This is a genomic window from Camelimonas sp. FR25 (genome assembly GCF_059740505.1).
This window is the reverse complement of record NZ_JCAWFG010000035.1, coordinates 47,402-61,356: the sequence shown is the minus strand read 5'-3', so window position 1 is coordinate 61,356 and position 13,955 is coordinate 47,402. Positions and strand designations below refer to the sequence as shown.

10 protein-coding genes are annotated in these 13,955 nt (G+C 65.9%); 6 read left to right on the top strand and 4 right to left on the bottom strand.

Going from position 1 to position 13,955, the window contains the following annotated elements:
• Positions 1 to 107: 107 nt before the first annotated feature.
• On the top strand, positions 108 to 1,427 hold the full coding sequence (locus AC6A67_RS04375; RefSeq protein WP_498035329.1) for an MFS family transporter: 1,320 nt from the start codon (positions 108 to 110) through the stop codon (positions 1,425 to 1,427).
• Between the two features lie 282 nt (positions 1,428 to 1,709).
• Positions 1,710 to 2,705 carry a cyclase family protein gene (locus tag AC6A67_RS04370; RefSeq protein ID WP_498035328.1) on the top strand — a complete coding sequence of 332 codons (996 nt, stop codon included), beginning with the start codon at positions 1,710 to 1,712 and terminating at the stop codon, positions 2,703 to 2,705.
• A gap of 138 nt (positions 2,706 to 2,843) precedes the next feature.
• On the opposite strand, the gene AC6A67_RS04365 is transcribed toward AC6A67_RS04370, so the two are convergent.
• Together AC6A67_RS04365 and AC6A67_RS04360 are read right to left on the bottom strand one after the other, a co-directional pair.
• Positions 2,844 to 4,205 (bottom strand): MFS transporter, encoded by a 1,362-nt coding sequence (locus AC6A67_RS04365; protein WP_498035367.1) that lies wholly within the window; start codon positions 4,203 to 4,205, stop codon positions 2,844 to 2,846.
• Positions 4,206 to 4,640: 435 nt separating this feature from the next.
• The gene (locus AC6A67_RS04360) at positions 4,641 to 6,137 is read right to left on the bottom strand and encodes an AMP-binding protein (RefSeq protein ID WP_498035327.1); all 1,497 of its coding nucleotides are present in this window, start codon (positions 6,135 to 6,137) and stop codon (positions 4,641 to 4,643) included.
• Positions 6,138 to 6,526: 389 nt separating this feature from the next.
• Between AC6A67_RS04360 and AC6A67_RS04355 the strand changes: the two genes are divergently transcribed.
• From AC6A67_RS04355 to AC6A67_RS04340, 4 genes are all read left to right on the top strand, one after another.
• On the top strand, positions 6,527 to 7,729 hold the full coding sequence (locus AC6A67_RS04355; protein ID WP_498035326.1) for an ABC transporter substrate-binding protein: 1,203 nt from the start codon (positions 6,527 to 6,529) through the stop codon (positions 7,727 to 7,729).
• Positions 7,730 to 7,803: 74 nt separating this feature from the next.
• On the top strand, positions 7,804 to 8,079 hold the full coding sequence (locus tag AC6A67_RS04350) for a hypothetical protein (RefSeq protein ID WP_498035325.1): 276 nt from the start codon (positions 7,804 to 7,806) through the stop codon (positions 8,077 to 8,079).
• A 194-nt stretch (positions 8,080 to 8,273) separates the two neighbouring features.
• Positions 8,274 to 9,731 carry a porin gene (locus tag AC6A67_RS04345; RefSeq protein ID WP_498035324.1) on the top strand — a complete coding sequence of 486 codons (1,458 nt, stop codon included), beginning with the start codon at positions 8,274 to 8,276 and terminating at the stop codon, positions 9,729 to 9,731.
• A 379-nt stretch (positions 9,732 to 10,110) separates the two neighbouring features.
• Positions 10,111 to 11,283: a phenylacetate--CoA ligase family protein gene (locus tag AC6A67_RS04340; protein WP_498035366.1), complete on the top strand. Its 1,173-nt coding sequence runs from the start codon at positions 10,111 to 10,113 to the stop codon at positions 11,281 to 11,283.
• 54 nt (positions 11,284 to 11,337) lie between these two features.
• Here the strand turns inward: AC6A67_RS04340 and AC6A67_RS04335 are convergent, their stop codons facing one another.
• Both AC6A67_RS04335 and AC6A67_RS04330 read right to left on the bottom strand, forming a co-directional pair.
• Entirely contained in the window at positions 11,338 to 12,027 is a 690-nt protein-coding gene (locus AC6A67_RS04335) for a uracil-DNA glycosylase (protein ID WP_498035365.1), read from the bottom strand.
• Positions 12,028 to 12,300: 273 nt separating this feature from the next.
• Positions 12,301 to 13,845 carry a bifunctional metallophosphatase/5'-nucleotidase gene (locus AC6A67_RS04330; RefSeq protein WP_498035323.1) on the bottom strand — a complete coding sequence of 515 codons (1,545 nt, stop codon included), beginning with the start codon at positions 13,843 to 13,845 and terminating at the stop codon, positions 12,301 to 12,303.
• Positions 13,846 to 13,955: the final 110 nt, after the last annotated feature.

Genomic DNA, 13,955 nt, shown 5'->3' with positions numbered 1-13,955 from the left:
GTCATGTGCCTGCGATCCGTCCGTCAACACCCGCCAGCCGTGGTCCGCCCTTGTGCCGGACGAACCCGGCGGCGCGCGTTGGCGCGGGGAGCGACCTGGAGCCCCGCATGAGCCATTCCAAAACGCTGACGCCTGCGGACATTGCGCACATGTCCGATGGCAAACGTGTCTTTTCAATTTTCGCCGCGTCATCCGGCAATCTGGTCGAGTGGTTCGACTTCTACGCTTACGCCTTCACGGCGATCTACTTCGCCCACGCGTTCTTCCCCAAGAGCAACCCGACCGTAGAGCTGATGAATACGGCGGCGGTGTTCGCCATCGGCTTCCTGATGCGGCCGATCGGCGGCTGGCTGTTCGGCCTGATCGCCGACCGCTATGGCCGCAAGCGCTCGATGATCCTTGCGGTGCTGATGATGTGCGGCGGCTCGCTGATGATCGGCCTGCTGCCCACCTATGAAACCGTCGGCGTGCTGGCCCCGGCGCTGCTGCTGCTGGCCCGCATGATCCAGGGCCTGTCGGTGGGCGGCGAATATGGCACCAGCGCCACTTATATGTCGGAAATCGCCAAGGCGGGCCGTCGCGGTTTCTTCAGCTCGTTCCAGTATGTGACGCTGATCGGCGGCCAGCTGCTGGCCTCGTTGGTGGTGCTGGTGCTGCACAACTGGCTTGGCGAGACGGGCATGCGCGAGTGGGGCTGGCGCGTGCCGTTCTTCATCGGCGCCGGCGCGGCGCTGATCGCGCTGTTCCTGCGGCGCACCCTGTCGGAGACCATGCCGGAGGGCCAGTCGGAGCGTAAGGAAGCCGGTTCGCTGCGCGCCCTGATCGCAGAGCACCCCAAGGCTTTCGCCCTGGTGCTGGGGCTGACCGCCGGCGGCTCGCTGATGTTCTACACCTGGTCGACCTATATGCAGAAATATCTGGTCAACACCACCGGGCTACCGACCTATACGGCGGGCGTGGTGATGACCACGGTGCTGTTCCTGTTCATGCTGGCGCAGCCGGCCTTCGGCTATCTGTCCGACATCATTGGCCGCAAGACCTCGGTGATCATCTTTGGCGTGCTCGGCATTGTGTGCACGGTGCCGCTGCTCAACGCCATCGCCACGGCGTCGACGCCTTTCATCGCCGGCGCGCTCGTGCTGATGGGCATGCTGATGATCTGCTTCTACACCTCGATTGGCGGCATCGTGAAAGCCGAGCTGTTCCCGCCCGAGGTGCGCGCCATGGGCGTCGGCTTCCCTTATGCGGTGGCCAACGCCGTGTTCGGCGGCAGCGCCGAATTTGTCGCGCTGAAGCTCAAGGACATCGGCCATGCCGAATGGTTTGGCTATTACGTCACCGCCATGGCGGTGCTGGTGCTGATCGTCGGCCTGCTGATGCCGGACAATCGCAAGGAAGGCTATCTGCGCGGCGACGGTATTCACTGACACGCTGCAGCTAACCCAGGTTAATTGCGACAGATATTACAGGCCGCCCTGCCTATACAGCAGGGCGGCCTGTTTTGTTTTGGCTGCAGGTCTGATGATTGCGTCGCACGAAGCTGTGTAACAGCTTTGGCTTGCTGAATGCCTCAGATATGCTGCACTGTATCGCCTGCGCCTCGATGCGCTGGCGAACGGCCACAGGCCGTCAAGGACAGGCTGACCCATGATGGTCCGCCGCACGCACGGCCTGGGAACCGGCCGGCAAGGGAAACTGGGAGGAAGCAGATGTTTTCACGGCGACACTACAGGTCCGGACTGGCTGGCGCGGCGCTGGCGCTGGCCGTTGGCGTTCTGGCTGCGGGCCCGGCCCTGGCGCATGACGAGAAAAAGCCCGACGCGGCCGCCGCCGCCGACTGGACCAAGTCCAAATACGGCCCAAAGGATGAGATCGGCGCCGCCAATCTGGTGACCCCGGCGCTGGTGGCCAAGGCCGCTGGCCTCGTCAAGAACGGCAAGGTCTACAATCTGGCGCTGGAATCCAACGCCCAGACCCCGGCCTATGAGCCGCGCAAGATGGAGATCATGATCGTCCAGCCGGCCCAGGGCGGCGTCACGGGCGGCTTTGGTCCCAACAAGGCCAGCTACAATGACGACATGATCGTCGGCTGGAACGGCGCCGGCACCCATATCGACGGCCTCGGCCACCTCGGCATAGACAACGTCTATTACAATGGCCACAAGGGCCATGAATTCTCTGACATCAAGGGCCTGAAGAAGCTTGGCCTTGAGAAGTTCCCACCGATGGTGACCCGCGGCGTGCTGCTCGACATGACCAAGCACTTCAACACGCCGATGCTGAAGGAAGGCACGCCGATCAACTCCAAGGAGATCAAGGAGGCGGCCAAGGCCCAGAACGTCGAGATCCGTGAAGGCGATGTGGTGCTGTTCCACACCGGCTGGATGGATATGATCGGCAAGGACAACAAGAAGTTCATCGCCGTGCAGCCAGGCATCGGCATGGATGGCGCCAAATATCTGTCTGACCTCGGCGTCGTCGCCATCGGCTCCGACACCGCCGCGCTGGAAGTGCTGCCCGGCGAGACCAAGGACCTGTTCCCGGTCCACCAGGAGCTGCTCGCCCGTCGCGGCGTCTATATCCTTGAGAACATCGTGACGAAGGACCTGGCCAAGGATAACGCCTCCGAATTCATGATGATCCTCGCGCCGCCGCGCATCACCGGCTCGGTGCAGGCGCTGTTCACCCCGGTCGCCGTGCGCTGAGCCGCGCCAGGACTGTCTGTAAACAAGGATGTCTGGCTGTAAACAAGGACAAGGGGGCCGAAAGGCCCCCTTGTCTGTTGTGACGCTTGTCAGGGAGCATGCGGCGCCAGCGCGCTGGCGCCGCCGTGGCCCGCAGCCTCAGCCGCGACCCATGGTGTGGCTGTAGTCGGCGACCTTTCGCTGCGCCACCCACAGGGCGAGCGCCGTGATCAGCGAGGCGATGGTCAGATACCAGCCGACGGCGGACAGGCCGTAATTGGTCGCCAGCCAGGTGGCGATGTACGGCGCCAGCGAGGCGCCGAGAATGCCGCCGAGGTTAAAGGTCATCGACGAGCCGGTGTAGCGCACCTCGGTGGGGAACAGCTCTGCCAGCGCCGCGCCGATCGGGCCATAGGTCAGGCCCATCAGCGCAAGGCCGACGATCAGATACAGGCCGATGATCACCAGATTGCCTGAACCGAACATCGGCTCGATCAGGAAGCCGAAGGCGGCGATGGCGATGGAGGTCCAGATCAGCATCGGCCGACGGCCCCAACGGTCAGCCCAGATCGCCGAGAGCGGAATGAACAGGCCGAAGAACACCACGCCGAGCATCTGCAGCGGCAGGAACTCGCTGCGCGGAATCTTCAGCGCCGTGGTGCCCCAGCTCAGGCTGAACACCGTCATCAGATAGAACAGCACGAAGGTGGCCATGGCGCCCACGGTGCCCAGCAGCAGCGGCAGCGGGTAATCGCGGAACACGCTCACCACCGGCGCGCGCACGCGCTCATTGCGGTCGAGCGTCTTCTGGAAGGCAGGGGTTTCGGTGATCTTCAGTCGCACATACAGGCCGACAATCACGAGCAGTGCGCTGAGAATGAACGGCACGCGCCAGCCCCAGGCGAAGAACTGCTCTTCGGTCAGCGCCGCGCCAATGGCGAGGAAGCAGCCATTGGCCAGAATAAAGCCAATGGGCGCGCCCAATTGCGGGAACATGCCATACCAGGCCTGCTTGCCGGGCGGGGCGTTTTCCGTGGCCAGCAGCACCGCGCCGCCCCACTCGCCGCCAAGGCCAAGGCCCTGGCCCAGCCGGCACAGGGCCAGCAGCAGCGGCGCCATGACGCCAATCGACTCATAGCCTGGCAGCAGGCCGATCAGCACGGTCGACAGTCCCATCAGGATCAGCGCCGCCACCAGCGTCGCCTTGCGGCCCACGCGGTCGCCATAGTGGCCAAACACCGCCGCGCCGATCGGCCGGGCGAAGAAGGCGATGGCGAAGGTGGCGAAGGACTGCAGCAACGCGCTGGTCGGATCGCTGGACGGGAAGAACAGCTTCGGGAACACGATCACCGCTGCCGTGGCGTAGACATAAAAATCGAAGAACTCGATCGTCGTGCCGACCAGAGAGGCGGTGAGGACGCGCCGTGGCGAATTGGCGGACGGGGTGGGGGCTGAAGTTGACACGCTGGGTTTTCTCCGGCGGTGAGCCAATCGTGATGCATTGCGGGGCACTGCATGCATCACGGCTGGCGGCGACGCCTGTCTATACGTCAGGTGAAACAGTTGCGCTGCAAACCATTGTTCAGCTGTTTCATGGGATACCGCTCGGTAAATCGCGGCGAACACAGACGCAATACTTCTTTAGCTGCAGCAGGGCTGCGCCGCGCGCACGCGCCGCCGCCGGCAAGGCGCGCACGGCGGTGGACGCGGGCCTTTGGCCAGCGCGGCTTTACAGGCTTTCTGGAAGGTTCAGAGGCAGGCAGTGGTCGGCCAAACGCCCGTGTTCGACGGCGGGCAGACACGCCTGAATAGCGTCGCCACAATGACGTCGCCGAACGATGCCGCAAGGCTCTGGGCGCCTGTTGCGGCGGTCTCGCCGCGCCAGCGCAGGCGAACCGATGGCGGATTCAGGCGTCGCCGCAGATGGCGCGGGCGTTGTCGCCCGCGCCTTGTGCATCAGCCGCGCGGCGCCGGAATGCGGAAGTCGCGGCCTTCGTCCATCCAGCGGATGCGCTCGTCGCGCAGCATGGTGCGGCGCACCTTGCCGGCGTCATCGCGCACGGTCTGGGTGGTGAATTCGTAGCTCTCCGGATGCTTGGGCTTGCTCAGCCGCTCGGCGAGGAAGGCTGGCAGGCCAGCCAGCAGCTCATCCGCCGCCTCACCCTCATCGATCTCGATGACGGCATGGATCCGGGCGCCGAGATCCGGGTCAGGCAGACCGACCACCGCGCAGCTGCGCACCGCCGGATTGGCGATCAGCGCCGCCTCGACCTCGGCAGGGTACACATTGGCGCCGCCGCGCAGGATCATGTCCGAGCGGCGATCGGCCAGCCAGATGTAACCCTCTTCATCCATAGAGCCGATGTCGCCGAGCGACTCCCAGCCATCGGCGTCGCGCTTCGCTTCGGCGCCGATGTAATGATAGGTGGTGCCAGGGCCGTCAGCCGCCTTGAGGAAAATCTCACCCACCTCGCCAGGCGGCAGTTCGCGACCGTCGTCGCCGACGACCTTGGCGGCGCCGACGTCGACCTTGCCGACGGAGCCCTTGCGCTTCACCCATTCCGTGCCGGGAATAATCGTCGCCGCCTGGCGCTCGGTGCCGCCATAGAGCTCAAAAATCCGCTCGGCGCCCAGCCAGTCGATCCAGGCCTGCTTCAGCCATTGCGGCATCGGCGCCGCCATGTGGAACACCGTGGTCAGGCTGGAGAGGTCGTAAGCGTTGCGCACGCTCTCCGGCAGCGTCCAGATGCGGCTCATCATGGTCGGCACGAAATTCACCCAGTGGATCCTGTGCCGCTCGATCAGTTGCAGCGCTTCCTCGGCGTCGAATTTCTTCATGCCGACCAGCAGGCCGCCGCCGAGCAGGCCCAGATGCGTCGCGGTGAATGGGGCGTTGTGATACAGCGGGCCCGGATTGAGGATATTGGCGTCGAGCGGCACCAGCCCGCCTGACACGGCGGTGTCCACCACCGCCGGCATGTGGTCGACGATCACCTTGGGGCGGCCTGTCGAGCCGCCAGAGGTCATGGCCTTCCAGTAGCGGGCGATTGGCGCATCCACCGGCGCGTCGTCAAAGCCTTCCGGGATGAAGTCGGCGGGCACGGAGGTGGGCGCATTCCAGTTGGCCTCGCCGCCGATGACCAGCGACGGCCGCAGCAGTTCCAGAATGGCGGCGGCTTCACCCGGTGGCAGACGATAGGACAGCGAGCAGGGCGTCGCGCCGCACTTCCAGATGGCGAAGGTGTTCTCGTAGAAGCTGTTGCTGTTGGGCAGGCCGACGGCGACGAAGTCGCCAGGCTTGACGCCCATGGCCATGAAGGCGCGAGCGCGACGGTTGGCGCCGCGCTCCAGCTGGCCCCAGGTCAGGATGTCGTCGCCGTGGATGACAGCTGGCGTGTCGTGACCCTTGCGGTCGGCGTACCAGCGGGGCGTATCGCCCATGGGCAGCAGCATGTGTTTCCTCGTCTTGCTCTTCTTGCGGCGCCTGTGCCGCGCCGCTCCGGCAAGTGTTGTAGTGCCCTTTGCAACCGTTCGAAATCGTTTCCTTGGTCAGTCATGGCCGGCGCCTGGCGATTTTCCACGCCGGGGCGAAGGCGTGACCTGGGCTACAGGGGCGGGCAGGGCCGGTGATGCGGTGAAAATCAGCAGGTAAATGGCGCGATCAGGCGCAATCCGCTCTTCCGCCAGCCGCTGAAGCAGCCACGCGCGCGCGCGCTGCCGCTGCGCTGGCCCAGGTCTGCGGCGAACACTGCCGCATCGTTGTCGTTTACACCTGTGAATATCGGGTGATAAGAACAAAACAGGCCAGACCGCCAAATAGCGGCGGCCGCATGGGAGGTATCATGAAGTCCTTGATTGGGGCTGGCGTCGCCGTTGCGACCCTGTTGGCCAGCGCAACTGCTTTCGCTGCAGAGAAGAAATACGACCAGGGCGCGTCCGATACGGAGATCCGCATCGGCCAGACGGTGCCCTATAGTGGCCCGGCCTCTTATGGCGGCACCATCGGCCGTATCCAGGTTCCCTATTTCGAAGAGCTGAACAAGCGCGGCGGCATCAACGGGCGCAAGGTCAAGTTCATCTCGCTCGACGACGCCTACAGCCCGCCGAAGACCGTGGAGGCGACCCGCCGCCTGGTCGAGAGCGACGGCGTGCTGGCCACCTGGTACTCCATGGGCACCGGTCCGCAGATCGCCGTCCAGAAATATCTGAATTCCAAGAAGGTGCCGCAGCTGATGGTGGCGACCGGCTCGCCGCACTGGAACGAGCCGAAGAAGTTCCCGCTCACCGTCTCGGCGCTCGGCCTGTATTCGACCGAGGCGCGCGCCTTCGGCCATTGGCTGGTCAAGCACAAGCCAGACGCCAAGGTCGCCATCCTGTTCCAGAACGACGATCTGGGTCGCGAATATGTCGCCGACTTCAAGAAGGCGCTGGGCGACAAGGCCAAGAACCTCGTGGTCGCCGAAGCGTCCTACGACATCACCGATCCGACCATCGACTCGCAGCTGGTCAAGCTGGCCAATTCTGGCGCAGACGTGTTCTACAACGTCACGGTCGGCAAATTCGTGTCGCAGTCGCTGCGCAAGGTCAATGAGCTGGGCTGGAAGCCGCTGCACTATCTGATCGGCGTCTCCACCAGCCGCCCGCTGCTGGCCGCCGCCGGCTTCGACAACGCCAAGGGCCTGCGTTCGCTGGTCTATGTGCGCCAGCAGAGCGACGCTGAATGGGTCGATGATCCGCTAGTCAAGGAATATCAGGCGTTCCGCGAGAAGAATGCGCCGACCGTCGACAAGGGCGACGCGGTGGGCTTCATGGCGTGGAGCGGCGCCCGCATGCTGGAAGAGCTGCTCAAGCGGTCTGGCGACAATCTCACCCGCGAAAACCTGATGAAGCAGCTGATGGGCATGAGCGGCTATGCGCCGGCCCACTTCCTGCCAGGGGTCAAGTTCGAGATCAGCCCGGACGATTACGAGACCGTGCGCACTTTCTATCTGGCCGAGTTCGACGGCAAGACCTGGGTGCGTGAGAAGGAGCTGCTGTCCCGCTAATACCAGAACCCGATGAGCGTGATAGATCGGGTTTTGGCTAAGCCCGCGCGGCGCCTGAGCATTTCAGGATGCGGATGCGTCAGCATCTTCGCATCCCGGCATTAACCTGGCCAGCGCGCCGCAAGCTGCTGGCTGATCCGGGTCAGCTGACCCTGTTCAGCGGCGGCGATGCCACGCAGCAATCAACGCATCCGCCCTCGCTGGCGCATGTCGTTATCTCTGGACCGGCGCCCAGCGCCGGTCTTTTTTTTGCCCTGTTGCGCCAGGCCGCACACGTGATGTCCCTCTTCGTGAGCTGTTGTCAGCAGGTAATGCATGTACTCTTCGTGTATATGTTGCAATTGGGCTGAGATTATTTTTCGATAATTCATTCGAATTCAATTTTCATTTAAGCGTGTATTGAAAAATGATTGTTTTGAATAAAAATTGCGCCCGCAGGGGTGTTGTAGCCGTGTGGCTCCGTTACGCAAACGGGGCGGGCGTGCGCCGCGTGGACGCGATCGTCCGTGGCGCGACGGTGATCGGCGGGACGATGATTGGCGCAATGGTTGCTGTCGCAAGCGTCGTCGGGCCGGCGCAGGCAGACGCGCTGCCGGCGTCGCAAACCCCAGCGCCTGCTGCGGTTTACGCCGCCAACCAATATGGCGAAGGTTTCTTCACCATCCCTGGCACGCAAACGTGCCTGCGTCTGGGCGGCATGGCGCGTCTCGACGCCAGCGCCTCCGGGCCGCAGCGCGGCGGCAGCGCCAATCGCTATGGGACCGCGGTGATTGGCCGGCTCAGCGCTGACGCGCGCACCCGGACCGATTGGGGCGTCCTGCGCAGCTTTATCCGGCTGCAATTGGGCAGCCTCACTGGTTCCAGTGTGTCTGGCGGCAAGTCGCGGCTGGCGGGCGGCTTCGGCGCCACCGGCGTCGACACCGAGGGCCGGGCGCAGAAGGGCGTAGAGCTCGACCGCGCCTTCATCCAGTTCGGTGGGCTCACTGCGGGCCGCGCGACCTCGTTCTTTGATTTCTACGCCCATGAGCTGGAGATGATCGGCGCAACGCCGGTGTCCGACCCGGCCCCGGTCGATTTGCTGGCGTGGACCTTCGCCCTCGGCAAGGGCGTGCAACTGACTCTGTCGGCGGAAAGTCCGATCGGCCGGCGGACGCCGCTGGTCTATTCCGGCATCCTTGGTCCCGATGGGGTCTATCAGCCTGGCGACTGGCGGCCAGGCCAGACGCCTGTGGGGCTGGTTCCGGGAGAGCTCGATGCGGCGGGCCAGCGACGCTACGGCTGGGTGGACATGCGGCAGCCGGTGACGGCGCCAGATCTTGTCGCCGCTTTGCGCATTGATCAGCCCTGGGGCGCCGCGCAACTGTCGGGGGTGCTGCGGCGGATCGGCGTGGGCGGCCTGCTGCGCGGTGGCGCGGCGAGCGTGGCGCGACGGCCTCCAGCCGAAACCGGCGGCGCCATCCAGGTCGGCGTCAAGGTCAATCTGCCCATGCTCGGCCAGGGCGACAGCCTGTGGCTGCAAGGCGCCTGGGGACGCGGGGCGCTGGCCTATACCGGCGCGGGCTCGGCCATCGGCTTTGACAATCTCACCGGTGGACCCAGCGGCAAAATCACCGCCGTCAACGCCGAAGCGTATATCGACCCGCAGGGCCGTCTGCGCCTGTCGGAAAGCTGGTCGGCGCTGGCGGCGCTGCAGCATTACTGGCGGCCCGACCTGTCGCAGAGCATCTTCGCCGGCATGTCGCGCATCAGCTATGGCCGTGGCGACATCGCTGGCGCGGGCAGCCCCGGCGGCGTCAGTCTCCCCCTGCAGGACAATGAAACCGTCGCCTTCGGCACACGGCTGGACTGGATGCCAGTCAAGGATCTCAGCGTCAGCGGCGAGGTCGCCTGGACGCAGATGCGCAATCTGCGCCCCAGGGGCAAACAGCTGGATATCGCTTACGCCACGGCAAACCGCGACCAGGGCTGGTCGGGCAAACTGCGCATCCAGCGCGATTTCTGATCGGGACAACGACGCCTGCCCCCCTGGCGCGGCGCTAGCCGCCGCGCCATCACGCGGCCTCGTCAGTCTCTGGCGCTGCGCCCGTCACGATGCATTGGTCCAATTGCCTGGCGGGCCTTGGGCCCAATGGCCTGGCGGGCCTGCGCCAATCTTCGCTTGCGCGCCATCCATCGCCCCGGCCAGACTGCCAGCAGCAAAGCGCCGCAACGGCCATAGGTCAAAGGCAACAGCGGTCGCCGACAATGACGCCAGGGGAGGACAGGTCATGAGCGGGCGAACAGACGTGCAGGCCAGGGATCTTCCGACGCAGGAGGCCCAGGCGCGCGGGCATCTCGACCAGCTGGAGCTGCGCAGCGTCGATGAGCGCGAGGCCGATCTGATGCAGCGCCTGCCTGGGGCGGTGGCGGCGGCCCAGCGTTATCCCGGGTGGGCGGCGCATCTGGCCGGGGTCGACCCGATGGCGGTCACCGATCGGGCCAGCCTTGCGCGCCTGCCGGTGTTGCGCAAATCGGTGCTGCCGGCCCAGCACCGCGAGACGCCGCCCTTTGGCGGTTTCGGCCCCTCCGACCTCAGCCATTTTGGTCGCCTGTTCACGTCGCCAGGGCCGATCTTTGAGGGCGAGGGGCGTGGCGCCGACCCGTGGGGCACGGCCCGCGCCCTGTTCGCCGCCGGCATCCGCGCGGGCGATGTGGTGCTCAACACCTTCGCCTACCACCTGACGCCCGGCGGCTTCATGATGGATCACGGCGCAAGGGCGCTTGGCTGCCCGGTGATCCCGGCGGGGCCAGGCAATACCGAGCAGCAGTTTGAGGTGATCCGGGCGTTCCGGCCGGTCGCCTATGCCGGCACGCCGGACTTTCTCAACATCCTGCTGGCGACGGCGGACCGGGATGGCCACGATCTGTCCAGCATCCGCAAGGCGACGGTGAGCGGCGCGGCCTTCCCCAAATCACTGCAGGAGGCGTTCTTCGCCCGGCGCATCGAGGCCTATCAGTCCTATGGCACGGCGGATGTCGGCACGGTGGCCTATGAAACCGCGGCGCGGGACGGGATGGTGCTCAATGAGCATATCATCGTCGAGATTGTCAGGCCTGGCACAGGCGATCCGGTGGCGGACGGCGAGGTCGGCGAGGTGGTGGTCACCACGCTTGATCCGGTGCATCCGGTGATCCGCCTGGCGCTGGGCGATCTGACGGCGCTGATGCCCGGCGTCTCACCCTGCGGCCGCACCGCGCCGCGCATCCGCGGCTGGCTGGGCCGCGCCGACCAGACCGCCAAGGTCAAGGGCATGTTCGTGCGCCCCGAGCAGATCGCCGACATCGGCAAACGCCACCCCGAGCTGACGCGGCTGCGCCTCGTGGTCACCCGGCGCAATGAGAATGACGCCATGGAATTGCAGGCCGAGGCGGCGCAGCAATCCGAGGCGCTGCGCGAGGCGGTGCAGCAGACGCTGCAGGCCCTGACCAAGCTGAAGGGCGCGGTGACGCTGGTGGCGCCAGGGTCCCTGCCCAATGATGGCAAGGTGATCGCCGACGAACGCCCCGTCGGTTAACCCATAAGGCGCCTGCGCCCCCTCAGCGTCCACGTTGCGCGGGGGCGCGCCGCATCAGGAAGCGGCGGCGGCGCTCCAGTCCACCGGCGTGACGCCGTGGGCGGCAAGAAACCCGTTGGCGCGGGAAAACGGCCTCGAGCCAAAGAACCCGCGCCGGGCCGACAGCGGCGATGGATGCGGGCTTTCAATGATCAGATGGCGGCCTGCGCGATCGCGCGCCGTGATCTCGCCGGCGAATTTGCGGGCGTCCGCGCCCCACAGCACGAACACCACCGGCCTGGGGCCACTGGCCAGCGCCGCCACCACGTCATGGGCCAGCTGTTCCCAGCCCCAGCCGCGATGGGCGGCGGCGGCGCCTGCCTCGACACTGAGCGCCGCATTGAGCAGCAGCACGCCCTGTCGCGCCCAGCCGCGCAGATCACCGCCCGACGGCGGCGGCACGCCGAGATCGTCGCTCAGCTCGCGAAAGATATTCTTCAGTGAGCGCGGCGGCGGCACGTGCGGATTGACGGAGAAGGCGAGGCCATGGGCGTCGCCCGGGGTGGGGTAGGGGTCCTGGCCGAGAATGACCACCCGCACCGCCTCACGCTGGGTCAGGCGCAGCGCGGTCAGCACGTCGGCCGGCGGCGGCAAAACCTGTGCGCCAGCCTTCCGCCGCGCATCGACCCGGGCCGCCACGGCGCTGGCGGCGCCAGAACGGAAAAACGGCAATTCCGCCCAGCCGCCGGCGCTGTCGTGCGCCATGAAGCGGGCGACAGCCTGCTGATAGTCTTTTGGCTCTGCGCCGGTCGCCGCGACGGCTGCAGCAGGGGAGGCGGGGGATGGATTACGCATGGCGCAGCTATACGCCACGGCGACAGCGCGTTGAACCACGCCCGCGCCGAAACTTCACCGCCCCCATCCGCCGGACCATCCATATCGCGATGCGACGATGCTGACGTATCCGCATCCTGACATGTTCACGCGCCGCAGGGGATTAACCAGAGGCCGATGCGCCATGCTCATCGGGTTCTGGCATCAGCTCCCGACGCGGATTCGGCCATCGAGACGCGGCGTCACTTCCGCCTTGCCGCGCAGCCAGCTCATCACGTCATTGGCCAGCAGGCGGTTGCCGGCGTCGGCGCTGTCGCGGCCATTGCCGAGCATGCCGTAGCCATCACCGCCGCGCAGCATGTAGTCATTGATCGCCACCGTATAGGTGGCGAGCGGATCAACAGGGCGGTCGCCGACGCTGAGACTGGTGATGCGATCGCCCGCCGGGCGGCTGTAATTGGCGGCGACCCGCAACCCCGACACCTGCGGGAAGCGGCCCGCGCGTGAATCGAGCCGCGAAAAGCCATTTTCCAGCGCCTGCTTCAGCACGGCGCCGCTGGCCTTGACCACCACGGTCTTGTTGCCAAACGGCAGCTCGGCCAGCACGTCGCGGCGGCTCAGGCGCGTGCCCGGCGCATAGACGCGATTGCCACGGATCGAGCCGCCATTGACGATGGCGACATCGGCGCCTGAGCTGTCGCGAATGGCGTCGGCGATCAGATTGCCGCCGGTGGCCTCGCGGTAGCGGACGGAGGCGGCGCGGGTGTCCATCTCCGCCGTGATCAGCGCCAGCTTGACGTCGAGGGATTTGGAGAGGTCATTCTCCAGCGCGTCGATTTTGGCCTGCATCTGCGCGTCGGGCGCGACGCGCAGCGTGTCATGGATGCGGAAATCCGGGCTCCAGCGCAGTTTCGCCGCGCCGTCGCCCGCCGGACTCTTCTGCACATAAATGTCGACAGCGGTGACGTAATTGGCGTCGTGGCTCGATTCCACCGCCGCGGTGCGCTCGTCCCAATAGATGAACAGATCATGGATGTGCCCGGTCAGCAGCAGGTCCACGAGGCCAGAGCGGATGATCTGGAAGTCGGTCTCACGATCGGTATGGGTGAGGGCGACGATGAATTCCGCCCCTTCCTTGCGCAGCAGCGCCGTCTGTTCGGCCAGCGTCTGCATCACCGGGGCGAAGCGCAGGTCGCCAGCGTTGGATTGCATGGGAATGTCCGACAGGGTGACGCCGGTCAGCCCGACCTTGTAGCCGCCAAGCTCGAAAATCTTGCGGTCGCTGTGCCCTGGCAGGGGCTGCCCCGCCGCATCGCGCATATTGGCGGCAAAGAACGGAAAGCGCGCCTCGCTGACGCGCTGGGCGTAGACCTTCGGGCCGAAATCGAACTCGTGGTTGCCAGGCACGAAGGCATCGGGCGCCAGCATATTGGTCAGCGCCACCACATGGGCGCCCTGATCGAAGCCCGAATACAGCGAGGGCGAGAAGGCGTCGCCGGCATGCACGAACAGCATCGGCGTGCCCCTGGCCCGTTCGGCGTTGACCACGGCGGCCAGCCGGCCATAGCCGCCGCGTCCGTCCTGGGCGTTCATCTGGTAGATGTCGTTGACCAGCACAAAGCTGAAAGCGGGCTTGCTGCTGGCGCTGGCGTCGTCCTGGCGCTCCGGCGCTGCGCCTGCCCCGCTTGCGCTCACCGCGATCGGCGCGGCCAGCGCGCCTATGGCGCCGCGACGCGTTATCTCACCCATGCTTGCTCCCCCATTGCCCCCGATTGAGGTATGAGCCTTTCATAGCACAGGCGCGTGCGGCGGACGCGCGGCCAGGCCGGCAGCAGCGCACGCAGCCTCTGGTTTTATGT

Bases quoted from the DNA above. Each gene is read 5' to 3' on its own strand.
- AC6A67_RS04345 (WP_498035324.1), top strand. From the start codon at position 8,274: ATGGTTGCTGTCGCAAGCGTCGTCGGGCCGGCGCAGGCAGACGCGCTG.
- AC6A67_RS04370 (WP_498035328.1), top strand. From the start codon at position 1,710: ATGTTTTCACGGCGACACTACAGGTCCGGACTGGCTGGCGCGGCGCTG.
- AC6A67_RS04335 (WP_498035365.1), bottom strand. From the start codon at position 12,027: ATGGCGCACGACAGCGCCGGCGGCTGGGCGGAATTGCCGTTTTTCCGT.
- AC6A67_RS04330 (WP_498035323.1), bottom strand. From the start codon at position 13,845: ATGGGTGAGATAACGCGTCGCGGCGCCATAGGCGCGCTGGCCGCGCCG.
- AC6A67_RS04365 (WP_498035367.1), bottom strand. From the start codon at position 4,205: ATGCATGCAGTGCCCCGCAATGCATCACGATTGGCTCACCGCCGGAGA.
- AC6A67_RS04355 (WP_498035326.1), top strand. From the start codon at position 6,527: ATGAAGTCCTTGATTGGGGCTGGCGTCGCCGTTGCGACCCTGTTGGCC.
- AC6A67_RS04340 (WP_498035366.1), top strand. From the start codon at position 10,111: ATGCAGCGCCTGCCTGGGGCGGTGGCGGCGGCCCAGCGTTATCCCGGG.
- AC6A67_RS04375 (WP_498035329.1), top strand. From the start codon at position 108: ATGAGCCATTCCAAAACGCTGACGCCTGCGGACATTGCGCACATGTCC.
- AC6A67_RS04350 (WP_498035325.1), top strand. From the start codon at position 7,804: ATGCGTCAGCATCTTCGCATCCCGGCATTAACCTGGCCAGCGCGCCGC.
- AC6A67_RS04360 (WP_498035327.1), bottom strand. From the start codon at position 6,137: ATGCTGCTGCCCATGGGCGATACGCCCCGCTGGTACGCCGACCGCAAG.